The sequence below is a fragment of the Paenibacillus sp. UASWS1643 genome, assembly GCF_008693195.1.
GTDB classification, from domain to species: Bacteria; Bacillota; Bacilli; order Paenibacillales; family Paenibacillaceae; genus Paenibacillus; species Paenibacillus amylolyticus_B.
Genome location: NZ_VXKZ01000102.1, coordinates 1 through 12141 on the forward strand (window position 1 = coordinate 1; position 12141 = coordinate 12141).

Genomic DNA, 12141 nt, shown 5'->3' on the forward strand with positions numbered 1-12141 from the left:
GTCCAAACGTCTTGTTTTGTTGTGAAAAGTGTATTACATACCTATGCGGCAATTCGGATAAGTTGACCTCTTTTTTTCAATCAACCGCTTCGAATTTTGGCTTTCCCCTGTTCTATCAGACATCTTGTGCCTTCAGAAAAAAAAGAACGAATATGATATAATGAGGGTTCTAAATTCAGGATAACGGACAACACATGGTCAGAGACAGGCACTTCTGGAAAGGAGCACGGACGATGGCAGTGAAATACGAAACCGAATTATATTCGCCTGTGAAGGCTTTCTTCGAGCAGCGTGGCTTCGACGTCAAAGCGGAAGTCAGACATTGTGACCTCGTAGGGGTCAGATCGGACCAGGACGAACCACTCATTGTGGAGATGAAAAAAACATTTAACCTCTCCCTGTTGTTACAGGGTATGCAGCGCTTGAAGCTTAGCCCGTTCGTGTACCTGGCCGTCGAGCGCAACCGTAGCAAACGCGGAGCCGTGAACCAGCGCTGGAGCGAACTGGCTGCACTATGCAGACAACTTGGTCTGGGGCTGCTAACTGTCACATTTTACAAAACCAAAGCCCCCCTGATTGATGTACTGTGCGAACCTTCCGCCCAGACGCCCCCTACTAACGCCAATCAAGTTGCCCGCAAGAGCGGTGTTCGACGGAAACGCTTGCTTAAGGAATTCGATGAACGCAGCGGAGACTACAATACGGGAGGCAGCACACGCAGACAGCTGGTCACAGCATATCGTGAGAAGGCTTTACGTGTCGCATCCGCTCTACGAACAAACGGAGAAGCCTCTCCGGCCAACCTTGCCAGACAGACAGGTGTAGGTTCTGCAGCAGCGATTCTGCAAAAAAATTATTATGGCTGGTTTGAACGCCTCTCCCGCGGAAAGTATATTCTGACAATTAAGGGAGTACAGGCGTTAACCGAGCATGCACACATGCTTGAGGATAATGATATGATTGAACGAACCATTAATGAACTTGATGTAACGTATTCTGTATCTGGTGAAAATAAGGACGACCTTGCACACATCGCTGAAACAGCGGAGCAGTACTTGAAAAATACAGGCCATATCTGATACGGGATCACTTAAAGAAAGTGATATGAAAAATGAGAATGCAAAAACACCTGTAATCTCCAGTGGAGACTACAGGTGTTTTTATGTGTTTTATATAGAAGTTTGCTATTAGAAGCTTACTGCTACTTCGGAAGCCAATTTCAGACCTGCATCCACGATATCTTGGGAACGGTCAGGAGAAGCATTGTGACCTTCAACGATTACAAGCTCAGGGTTTTGAATGCCCCAGAAGTTCAATACGTTAGTTACATATTTAACGGACATTTCAGCAGATGCCATTGGCTCTACGGAATATACGCCACCACGAGCATTCAGCAATGCCACTTTTTTGTCGCCTACGAGACCTACAGGGCCTTCAGCTGTGTATTTAAACATTTTACCAGCTTGGCTCAGGTAGGAAATGTAGTTCACCAATGGAGCCGGAACAGTGAAGTTCCAGAGCGGGAATGCAAATACCACTTTGTCTGCTGCCAAAAATTGATCTTGCAATTGTGCAGCCAGTGCTGCAGCTTTTTGCTCTTCGGCAGTTGCTTCAATGCCGTTTGCAGCTTTGTAGCCACCAGTAATTACAGTGTTGCCATAGTAAGGAATATCTGTATTGTAGAGATCCAACTCAGTAACTGTGTCACCTGGGTGGGACTCTTTGTATGCGCTCAAGAATGCATCGTACAATTTAACGCTGACTGCTTGATCAGCAGGACGGTCATTTGCTTTAACAAATAAAATATTAGACATGTTGAATTTTCCCCCGTTAGATAAGATATATGAGTGCTTTTTCTGAACCGGCCACCATTGCAGCTTATATAAAGAAACCAACAACTCATTAATTCATATTATATATAAAAATGTTAGTGGATGCAATAACGTAATCACTTTGGTCATGAACCAATTTTAATTTTTGCTACAAAATCTATTTTTGATCTGAATTAGCTACGAGCCGTAAATTCGGAAATGGCTTCACTGATCAGGTTCATGCCAAGCAGCAATTCATCCCGGCCCGGATGGCTAAAGTTCAATCGGATGTAACGTTGATCCTGTACACCTGTTGAGCATAGTGATCCAGGAAGAAAAGATACACCTTTGGGTAAAGCCGCCTTAAGCAGAGCGCCACTATCCAGTCCTTCCGGCAACTGTACCCACAGATACATTCCGCCCTCAGGGATGTTGTACTGACACCCTTTCCAGCCAGGTCTTTTCAACAGTTCAAGCATCAGTTTGAGTCTTGTCTTATACTCCCGATTCAACATGGATAAGTGATCACTCCAACGAAAAGGGGAATGGGCAAGCAATTGATACAACAGCCGCTGATTCATCGGACTGGACTGACCATCAGCAATTCGTTTAACCGAGGCCATGGCCTGAATCAGCGCAGGATGTCCAGCAGCCCATCCGGTTCGAAGAGCGGGCGCTACCGTTTTGCTGAACGAACCAATGTAGAGAACATGTCCACCCTGATCGGCAGTATCCAGGGCAAAAAGTGAAGGATATTTACGATAGAATTCCGTTGGCTCAAGACCATCGAAATGGAGCTCTCCGTAAGAATCATCTTCCACAAGCAGTACACCATAGCGCGAACACAGCTCAAGGACAGCCTCCCGCCGCTCCATACTCCACAAAGCACCGGTCGGATTCGAAAAACTGGGTGCAGCAAAAAGCAGCTTCGGTCTAACCTGCTGCATGTGATGCTCCAAAAGGTCTGGCAGTATGCCGTCCCGATCACCCATTACGGGCACAATCTTGGCTCCTTGCATCTCCAATACCTCAAGACAGCCTGGAGATGTGGGATGTTCAACCAGTACAGAATCTCCTGGCTCAAGCAATAGACGCATCACCAGATCAATGGCCTGCTGGGTACCAGTGGTCAACAGAATCTGCTCGGGTACCGTTCGTATGCCTTTGCGTGCATTCCAGTCTTTGTTCAACCACTCTCTTAGGGGCGTGTAGCCTGCTGGCTCTCCATATTGCAATGCGGAGGGGCCTGAACTAAAGACAGACACGGCTGCTTCTTCCAACAATTTGAAAGGAAACAACTCCTCAGCAGGCAATTCTTCTGCCAGAGAAATGAAATAATCCCTGCCAGACATCTCACGTATATCCCTCAGTGGTGATGACAAAAGCCTGTTGGTACGGGAAGCAAAGAAATATTTCATCGATCCGTTCCCCTTTCGTCCCTATTCCGAAACTGTACTCGCAGTCCACAGCCCTACAACCTATTCCTGCTCACCATCGAATATGACCGGATGCATACAGAACTGTTGTGATCATGGGAAGAACAAAACTGTTTCGTCAGGATCCCGTCTTCACTTGTCTTGCATGCAAGGCATAACGTTCAATGGCCTGTGCTCTACTGCTTACTTCCAGCTTCACGTATATTTTACGCAGGTAATTATCAATGGAACGTCTGCTAACGTTGATCTCATTCGCTATTTTATCATAGGTTACACCCTGAACAATTCTTTCCATGATAAAAGTTTCGGTTTCTGTTAATTCAATGACACGCGCTTCTGTCGGAGACTCCACAGGTTGCGCCCACTCCGCACTGTTTAACCACGACAATGGAATGGACACATGGCCCTCACGTAACCCAGAGATCAGATGAATCAGCTGGCTAGGGGAAGCCTGTTTGGATAACATGCCACTTGCACCAAGACTCATCAGATGACGAAACAGCTTCACATTGTCTTCATCCGTCAAAATGATGATGTGACTGTGAGCTGACAGATTCTTCATCTGGGCAATATATTGATCTGCCTGGCCCTCTGGAAGACGATAATCCATGAGAATCAGATCAGGCTGGTGAATATTCACCAGATCGAGCCCTTCTGTTCCGGTCGAAGTCATGCCACGTACCGTCAGATCTTGCTGCTCTTCCAAAATCAATTTTGTACCGAGCATGCTGGTGGGGTGGATATCTATGATGACCACCTGCCATACTTTTTTCATTGTTGTTCCCCCTGTTATGTATTGGACAAATAACTTCTAGCTTCTGTCATGATAATTCCATTGTCTATGCGACAGTCCGAGTATAGAAGAAGCATAGGTCGGATTATGTCGAAAAACAGAAAAATACAGGAGGTAGCCGATAAAAAAGCTCTATTTTCACTGTATTTTGTTATAAAAACACCATGACGTCCATCTTCCCATCCCCGGAAAGGTCAAAATATAGTATAAATTTCCTGCATTTCTATCTAAAAAAGTCGAAAAACCTGCCCAAAGTTCCTACTTATTGCATCTATAAGAAATTGTATCCTAGGACTTCCTTCCGATGCAATCTCTTTTTGCTCTATTAAGTAAAGAATTTCATTTTTGCGTAATCAATAGGGGCATGATAGAATGAGGACTGGAAATTTTTTTGTACCTATTAATGACCAGGAGTGATGATATGAAACCATCTGCCCCGTCCTCTGACATCCATCACACCCGGAGCGCCAAAGGCAAGGCTGGATCTTCAATCAAGCTGTTTCTGGTAATGTGGATTGTTCTCATTGCACTAGGAGTCGTTGGAACCTACTATTATAGTAACCATCTCCAGCAACAGATGATTAACCAGCTTCAAGCCCATAATCAGCAGCAGATTGCAGCGCTAAAAACCGACTACGAAAATCAGCTAACAACGATATCAAAGGAAGTAGAAGACCTGCAGGGCCAGGTTCAATCCTTCAATGAATTGCTGACTTTCACCAAGGATAATGCAAGTGACAAAACGGATAACAGCAACAAACTGTATACCCAGCTGAGCGAAGTCAAAAAACAACTGGAGACACTCCAGAAAAAGATGGACCTGCTCAAATGATTACACCCGTCAAACAGGTTAATCGTTTTTTTATGCTTGCACTCGCTCCTTTTGTTGGATTGATATTATGCCTGCTGCTGCTTCGTCCTCCACTTGAACCCGGAGGTTTGATGCCTACCGAACTGTCAGAGGATACGATTACACCCCGGACCCAAGCAATTAGCCAAGAGCTTGCAGGGGCAAAAGATGCTGCTGTCCAGACTTCTTCTTCTATTAAAAGAACGACACAGCTCTATAATAAAACAACAAGTACGATGTCTACACTTGTGCAGAAGGCTTCCGCCCAAGCGGATCGTCCGGAAACGATCTACAACAAACGGATTTCATCCAAGCTTGGCGTTCCATTTGAACGGGTAAACAGTGACCGGCTAACGATTGAAATGTACAGAGTGAATCCTGGCAGCTATAAGGGCTATGCCATGAAGATCAAGCTAAAAGACCCTACGGCCATGCAGATGGCTCTAGACAGTGAACCTGGGCGTTCTGAGACGACCATGCAGGCCGTGAAGCGTAACGGCGCAATTGCCGGAATCAACGCAGGTGGATTTGCTGACAGTGGCGGCAAACGTTATCCACTTAGCACAACCGTCATGGACGGGAAATACGTGAACGGTTTCCAGGCCAGTTTCAAAGATCTGTTTTTTGTAGGACTTAACGATGCCGGCAAACTGGTTGGAGGCAAGTTCTTCGACAAAAACTCACTGGATCGCCTGCAACCACAATTTGGGGCTACGTTTGTACCCGTGCTGCTACAGAATGGACGTAAAACCGCAATTCCCGAAAAATGGAAAGTATCACCCAAACGAGCACCACGAACAGTCATTGGCAATTATAAGGATGATCAGTTATTGATTATTGTAGTTGACGGATATAATGAGGGCGGAAGTTCCGGTGCTACCCTTGAAGAGTTGCAAGGGCGGTTGTACAAGCTTGGGGTGATCGACGCCTATAATCTGGATGGAGGTGGATCATCATCGCTTATTCTGAATAATCGGGTCGTGAATAACCCTTCAGATGGCAGCCTCAGACCGGTCCCCACACACTTTTTATTTTACAAATAATAGGGTGAAGCATTTCTTTTCTACCTATAATGGTTATAATAGAAGAAAATGAGCTTGTGCAGGAGGTGCGAAGGGTATGTCATTTTCACTGACATTCTGGATTATTGCAATCGTATTGACTCTCTTCATTACAGGCATTCTCACTTCATCCTACAACAATGACAAAACAAAAGGCTTGTAAAGGCCAAGCCTCTCTCCGGAGAGGCTTTTTCTATTGCTTCATCCTCGAAATAGCAAGAGACAAGGCTTAAAAGAATGATTCGATTCTTCTAAGCCTTGTCTCTTGCTGTATTCGGGATCAATAGCTAACCGCCTGGTCATTCCGCATAGCTATAACCGAATCAGACGGAATAGGCCCACTCACCGACCCACCCTCAACTAATGTCACATAAATTCGCTCATGATCGACGGGTTCTCCAGCAATAATTTTGATCAATTGTTCAGCAGCGAGCGATCCCCACTTGCGTTTGGAATAATCAATGCTTGCCAATCTAGGCTGCACGTATTTGCTCAATTCAATATTGTCGAATCCGATGACATCAATCTCCTGACCAACACCAAGTGCACTGTCTGCCAGACGATCACACAAGCCAATAGCCATCTCATCATTAAGGCAGAATACCGCTGCGGGTCCATCATACACCTGCACAATCTGATCTGCTGCTTGTTCTCCACCACTCTTCTCAAAATCTCCCGTGATCTCAATCCATTCCACATCAGCTTCACGTTCGGCTACCTGTCTCACAGCCTTTAACCGCTGCACAGAGTCAAACGAACCTTCCGGTCCTGTCACCACGTAGATTTTCTTATGTCCCTGATCAATAAGATGTTCCATCGCAAGTGTTGCCCCGGCCTTATTATCCAGCAGAACCTGATTAATGTTGGGATGATCCATCTCACGGTCCAATACAACGATTTTGTGCCCACGATCGGCATACTGCATTAGTTCCTCACTTGCAAACGTATGATCCAGAATGATCGCACCATCAATCATCCTCTCTGGAAGCATGCGATGGGATTGTTTTCCACTGCACACGATCAGGTCATAGCCTTGAGCATTACATACGGCTTTCATGCCACTCAGCAAGTCTCCATACACATCTCCTCTAAAATCGGTCAAGAATACTCCTAGAATTTTGGATTCCCTCTTCTTCAGTGTTCTTGCTGCGGCATTTGGAACATAGTTCAGTTCTTTGGCAATGGCCAAAATTTTGGAACTCGTCTCATCGGTCACTTTGTTGCTGCCATTCAGCGCATATGACACAGTAGAGATGGAAACTCCCGCCTGTTTGGCGATATCCTTGATACTGACCACATTCTTCGCTCCCCTGTTATGTTCATCAGGCCTTCCATAACAAAAGGCCTGACACATTACTCTTTCCATTCACCGGATTAAACAAGTCTGAATGATTTCATCTGAGTATCCCGACTGTTTGCACCCACAAGAATATGGAACTCGCCCCGATCACTGCGGTGGCTTAAGTCGGAATGGTGATAACGAAGCTGTTCTTCATTTAACGTAAACGTGGCTGTACCACTCTCGCCTGGCGCCAGTGCAAGCTTCACATATCCTTTCAGCTCACGCATAGGACGAACGACTTCACCCGTTACATCACGAACGTACAACTGAACGGTCTCCACGCCTGCGCGCTCACCCGTGTTCGTTACACGTACTTGAATGCTCAGGGACTCTTCGGCAGTCATCTCATTACTTGACACTTCTAGATCACCATAAGAGAACGAAGTGTATGAGAGACCATAACCGAACGGAAGCAAAGGTTCATTCGGGCTGTCAATGTATTTGGATACGTAACGTTCTTCCGTCTTCTCCGGGTTCAGTGGACGACCTGTATTGAAATGGTTGTAATAGACCGGAATCTGACCTACGGACTGCGGGAAGGACATCGTCAGACGTGCGGATGGATTCACTACACCTGTCAGAACATCTGCGATCGCTGCCCCGCCTTCACTACCTGGGAACCAGGCTTCAAGAACAGCATCCGATTCATCGATTACACCATGCAGATCCAATGGACGGCCGTTAAAAATAACGCTGGCAATAGGTTTTCCCGCTGCTTTGAGCTGTTTAACCAATTCCAATTGGGCTGCTGGCAGACGAATATCCGTGCGCGAGCCACCTTCCCCACTCATCTCGGAGTCTTCACCAAGAGCAAGGACAATCAGATCTGCTTTGCTTGCCACTTCCAGGGCTTCAGCAATCTGCTCAGCTGTAATCGTATGAACATTACTGCCTTGAGCAAATTGAACTTTCCCACCTGTCAGGCGTTCTTGCAGAGCTGTTCCCAACTTAACTGCATCTTCCTTAACTCCTTCACAGGACCACCAGCCCAGAATATCAGGACTCTGTGCAAAAGGACCAATGAGGGCTACATTAGCGTCAGGTTGAAGTGGAAGCACGCTGTCATCATTCTTCAACAGGACAGCCGATTTGGTTGCCAGTTCATACGATACCTGACGGTGCTCTTTGGAGAATACAATCTCACGTTCACGTTCCGGATCAGCTGCACGAAGTGGGTTATCAAACAATCCCAGCTTTTCTTTCAGTTGCAGAATTCGCAGAACGGCTTCATCAATGAGCTTCTCTTCCACTTCACCACTCTCAATCAGTTCAGGCAAATGATGCACATAACAAGGTGTCATCATCTCCATATCTACTCCTGCGCGAATGGCACGATATGCCGCTTCACGATCATCTTCCGCAGCACCATGCGCAATCATCTCGCGAATGGAAGCCCAATCCGAGATTAATACACCATCAAAGCCCCACTCGTCACGCAAAATGCCGCGCATTAACTTCTCATTGCCACTTGCCGGAATACCGTCAACCGTATTGAACGAAGTCATAACCATCTCCACGCCCGCATCCAATGCTGCCTTGTACGCTGGCAAATAATACTCACGCAGGTTACGCTCAGACATGTCCACCGTATTGTAATCCCGACCACCCTCAGCCGCTCCATATGCCGCAAAGTGTTTAACACAGGCTGCAAGACGATCTGGCTCATCCTTCAAGCTATCGCCCTGATATCCACGTACAAACGCAGCCGCAAACAAACTGTTCAGATAAGGATCTTCTCCTGTCGTTTCCATCACACGGCCCCAGCGCGGGTCACGAACCAGATCCACCATCGGTGCAAAGGTAACATGCAAACCGGATACAGCTGATTCACGTGCTGCAATTTCAGCACTTTTCTCCGCCAGTTCTGTGTCCCATGAACAACCGATCGCCAATGGAATCGGGAAAATGGTTTTGAATCCATGAACTACGTCAGCCATGAACAAAAGCGGAATGCCCAAACGGCTTTTTTTCATATAAGCTTGCTGTACATCAATGATTGCCTGCGCACCGGACAACCCCAAAATGGACCCACTGGCATCCACGGACTGCTCCGTAATTCCCATCTCTTCCATAGGCCCTGTGATCTGACCTTCAACATTTGTTCCTTCATAAAAGTTGGCAGTCAACTGAAGAAGCTGAGCTGTTTTTTCCTCCAACGTCATCTGTTTTACCAGTTCTAACAACTGCTCGTTATTCATCTTATCGTATCCTCCACTACAAGTTGTTGAAATAAAGAACCCGGCTGCGTTCGGGGAGAGACCGCGCACCGGGTTCAAAATTAATTCCTGAATGATTACTAGAATTTATCGTTTAGCTCATCCAGATAAGGTTGAACCAGGGACATTTTACTGTTTACCCATTCTTTCCAGTTTGCCTCCAGATCTCCGTTTTTGAGGATCAAGTTGGCATATTCATTCTGGTAGTCGAATGAAGCCTGACTCTTAGCTTTGGAATCGTACAGGTTGACATCCCAATCGTATGGTGCAAGCGATTTGCCTTCTGTACCGAGTTTTGCTTTTTCTTCGAACAATTTCACGGCTCTATCACGGTAATCTTTTTTGATTGCAGGGTTTACAACACTGAAGTCGTCACCAAGCAGATACAGACCTTCGAAACGTGCTGGATATTTATCTTCCAATACCGTTCCTTCCGGCAACAAGCTAACGAGTTCGTTGTTTTCATCATATTTCCAATCTTTTCCTTCAAAGCCCATGTTGATGAGCAACTGTCCTTCTTTTGTTGCGGAGTAATCGATCAGATCCATGATCCGTTCGAATTTTTCGTCACTAATGTCCGGATTGAAGATCAATGCCGACCAGAAGTTGGCTTGCTCCATGTTACGGTATTTACCGTCATCGCCTACTACGATTGCTGTGTGTACCAGTTCATCACTATCTACACCCAGATTTTTTTTCATATCGGAATCCAGACCTTGTCTGTACGAAGCCAGTCCGCCCAGACTTGTTACAGCAGCTGTACCTGTTACTTTGAAGTTGTTTTGACCTTCATTGTTTTTCCATGTGTAGAACTCAGGATTGAGCAGTCCATCTTTATAGGCTTTTTGCATCAATTTAAGTCCTGTCAGCGTTTCAGGATCTGCTGGTCCCCAGTGAAACTTACCATCTTCACCTTTGTAGAACGGAGAGTCAGTCATGGCATGCACACTGTTTGGCATAATCATGTTTGTCATGGCATCTGCCGCATTGTAGGACAGTGGTACAAGTTTGTTACCCACTTTGCCTGGATCTTTTTCTTTCACTAGCGCAGCATATTCATTCAATTCGGTTGTTGTATAAGCATCTTTCAGTTCAAAACCAACCGCTTCAGCCCAGTCTTTACGAAGCGCAATGACACCAATTTGGTTCGTCAGTGGGTCAGCTGGTTTGTTCTCGAAGTAGATTGGTCTAGGCAGGACATATGTTCCACCCGTCAATTCTTCCAACTTGTCTCCAAGACCCGTCAAATTGTAAGCTGCTGCCACGTTAGGCCAGCGTTCTTTCCAGTCATCCGGGAATTTGTAGAACAAACCTTGTTCAATGCTGTTAATGGCATCGCCATGTACGTAGTTCCATACCGCTACATCCGGCAAGTCGCCAGAGTTGATCCACAGACGAAGCTTCTCGCCCCATGAATCCCAATCGATATAGTTGTAGTCCCAAGTTACATTGAATTTGTCTGTCCAGAACTTGTGGAAGTCATTATCCAGGTTCCCGTTTTTGATTTCTGTCAGGTTAGCTACAGAGATGGTCAGATTGTCTTTGTAATTTCCCTCTGCATCTTTTTCGTTACCACCTGAAGCTCCTTGGCTGGAACAAGCGGTCACCATCAGCATAACTACACTAAGCGTGATGGCAAAGAGAGCTCTTACTGACAACTTTTTGTTCGTTTTCATGTTTTACCCCCATGTTTTTTAGTAGAATTTTATTGCAAAATCCTATACGTATATCAGGTCTTGATTGCCCCTGTTAATACCCCTTTGGCAAAGTGTTTTTGCAGCATTGGGAAGAAACACATAATTGGTACCATGGTGACAAATACGGCTGCCATCTTCATGCCCATTGAGAAGTTGCTTGCCTGGGCAGCATCCACACTGGATGCATTGGATGCATTCGTTGTAGATGTCACGATAATATTTCGGAGTACATTCTGGAGCGGTAACTGATCCGCTTTTCGAAGGAATATCATCGCATCATACCAACTGTTCCAGTAAGCCACACCGTAGAACAACGTGATTGTAGCCATAATTGGTGTAGCCAGCGGAAGAACAACGGAGAACAAAATTCTCCACTCGCCTGCTCCATCCAGTCTCGCCGATTCCATGAGTGATTCAGGCAAGGTGTAGAAGTAGTTCATCATCAGAATCATGTTAAAAGCACTGAAGCTTCCCGCCAGGATAACAGACCACAGCGTACCTGTAAGATGGAGAGATTTCATGATCAGATACAGCGGTACGATACCACCATTAAAGATCATGGTGAACAGTACCAGGAAAAAGAGAAATTTCTTAAACGGAAATTTGTTGCGACTAAGGCCATATGCCATGCTTGTTGTCAGGAACAAGCTGAGTGGCAAGCCGATGACTAGCAATATAATTGTATTTTTGTACCCCGACAGAATCGTTCCGTCAGCGAACAATGCCTTGTAGGAATCCAATGTCCATTGTTTAGGGAACATCAAAAATGGATTGTCAGCATATTCTTTTTGTGTTGCAAACGAGATCATGATGACATTCCAGAACGGAATCAGGATCATCAGGGCAAGCACGAGTAATACGGTAAAAATAATGTAATCGAGAAGTGTCATTTTTTCTGTACCAATTCTCGGTTTTTTGTTGGCTTTCTTGCTCAT

General features: G+C 45.7%; 10 protein-coding genes. 3 read left to right on the top strand and 7 right to left on the bottom strand.

Going from position 1 to position 12141, the window contains the following annotated elements:
* Positions 1-233: 233 nt before the first annotated feature.
* Positions 234-1079: a DUF2161 domain-containing phosphodiesterase gene (locus tag FE296_RS09055; protein ID WP_150364795.1), complete on the top strand. Its 846-nt coding sequence runs from the start codon at positions 234-236 to the stop codon at positions 1077-1079.
* A gap of 108 nt (positions 1080-1187) precedes the next feature.
* Here the strand turns inward: FE296_RS09055 and FE296_RS09060 are convergent, their stop codons facing one another.
* The 3 genes from FE296_RS09060 to FE296_RS09070 all read right to left on the bottom strand — a co-directional run bounded on the left by FE296_RS09060 (position 1188) and on the right by FE296_RS09070 (position 4022).
* Positions 1188-1814 (bottom strand): FMN-dependent NADH-azoreductase, encoded by a 627-nt coding sequence (locus tag FE296_RS09060; protein WP_053061505.1) that lies wholly within the window; start codon positions 1812-1814, stop codon positions 1188-1190.
* 191 nt (positions 1815-2005) lie between these two features.
* Positions 2006-3229: an aminotransferase-like domain-containing protein gene (locus FE296_RS09065; protein WP_036610015.1), complete on the bottom strand. Its 1224-nt coding sequence runs from the start codon at positions 3227-3229 to the stop codon at positions 2006-2008.
* Positions 3230-3365: 136 nt separating this feature from the next.
* Positions 3366-4022, bottom strand: coding sequence for a response regulator transcription factor (locus tag FE296_RS09070; protein ID WP_017689577.1), 657 nt, complete (start codon positions 4020-4022; stop codon positions 3366-3368).
* 439 nt (positions 4023-4461) lie between these two features.
* On the opposite strand from FE296_RS09070, the gene FE296_RS09075 reads away from it, so the two are divergent.
* Together FE296_RS09075 and FE296_RS09080 are read left to right on the top strand one after the other, a co-directional pair.
* Complete coding sequence (locus FE296_RS09075; RefSeq protein WP_017689578.1) at positions 4462-4872, top strand: uroporphyrinogen-III C-methyltransferase; 411 nt, start codon at positions 4462-4464, stop codon at positions 4870-4872.
* Positions 4869-5933: a phosphodiester glycosidase family protein gene (locus tag FE296_RS09080; protein WP_124113727.1), complete on the top strand. Its 1065-nt coding sequence runs from the start codon at positions 4869-4871 to the stop codon at positions 5931-5933. The genes FE296_RS09075 and FE296_RS09080 overlap by 4 nt, the downstream gene beginning before the upstream one ends.
* 298 nt (positions 5934-6231) lie before the next feature.
* On the opposite strand, the gene FE296_RS09085 is transcribed toward FE296_RS09080, so the two are convergent.
* The 4 genes from FE296_RS09085 to FE296_RS09100 all read right to left on the bottom strand — a co-directional run bounded on the left by FE296_RS09085 (position 6232) and on the right by FE296_RS09100 (position 12141).
* Entirely contained in the window at positions 6232-7248 is a 1017-nt protein-coding gene (locus FE296_RS09085; RefSeq protein WP_150364796.1) for a LacI family DNA-binding transcriptional regulator, read from the bottom strand.
* A gap of 77 nt (positions 7249-7325) precedes the next feature.
* The gene (gene bglX / locus FE296_RS09090; protein WP_124113725.1) at positions 7326-9491 is read right to left on the bottom strand and encodes a beta-glucosidase BglX; all 2166 of its coding nucleotides are present in this window, start codon (positions 9489-9491) and stop codon (positions 7326-7328) included.
* A gap of 98 nt (positions 9492-9589) precedes the next feature.
* Entirely contained in the window at positions 9590-11185 is a 1596-nt protein-coding gene (locus FE296_RS09095) for a type 2 periplasmic-binding domain-containing protein (RefSeq protein ID WP_124113724.1), read from the bottom strand.
* A 53-nt stretch (positions 11186-11238) separates the two neighbouring features.
* The gene (locus FE296_RS09100) at positions 11239-12141 is read right to left on the bottom strand and encodes a carbohydrate ABC transporter permease (RefSeq protein ID WP_150364797.1); all 903 of its coding nucleotides are present in this window, start codon (positions 12139-12141) and stop codon (positions 11239-11241) included.

Excerpts from the sequence above, each read along its gene's own strand:
- FE296_RS09055 (WP_150364795.1), top strand. The coding sequence starts at position 234 with ATGGCAGTGAAATACGAAACCGAATTATATTCGCCTGTGAAGGCTTTC.
- FE296_RS09060 (WP_053061505.1), bottom strand. The coding sequence starts at position 1,814 with ATGTCTAATATTTTATTTGTTAAAGCAAATGACCGTCCTGCTGATCAA.
- FE296_RS09065 (WP_036610015.1), bottom strand. The coding sequence starts at position 3,229 with ATGAAATATTTCTTTGCTTCCCGTACCAACAGGCTTTTGTCATCACCA.
- FE296_RS09070 (WP_017689577.1), bottom strand. The coding sequence starts at position 4,022 with ATGAAAAAAGTATGGCAGGTGGTCATCATAGATATCCACCCCACCAGC.
- FE296_RS09075 (WP_017689578.1), top strand. The coding sequence starts at position 4,462 with ATGAAACCATCTGCCCCGTCCTCTGACATCCATCACACCCGGAGCGCC.
- FE296_RS09080 (WP_124113727.1), top strand. The coding sequence starts at position 4,869 with ATGATTACACCCGTCAAACAGGTTAATCGTTTTTTTATGCTTGCACTC.
- bglX (WP_124113725.1), bottom strand. The coding sequence starts at position 9,491 with ATGAATAACGAGCAGTTGTTAGAACTGGTAAAACAGATGACGTTGGAG.
- FE296_RS09095 (WP_124113724.1), bottom strand. The coding sequence starts at position 11,185 with ATGAAAACGAACAAAAAGTTGTCAGTAAGAGCTCTCTTTGCCATCACG.
- FE296_RS09100 (WP_150364797.1), bottom strand. The coding sequence starts at position 12,141 with ATGAGCAAGAAAGCCAACAAAAAACCGAGAATTGGTACAGAAAAAATG.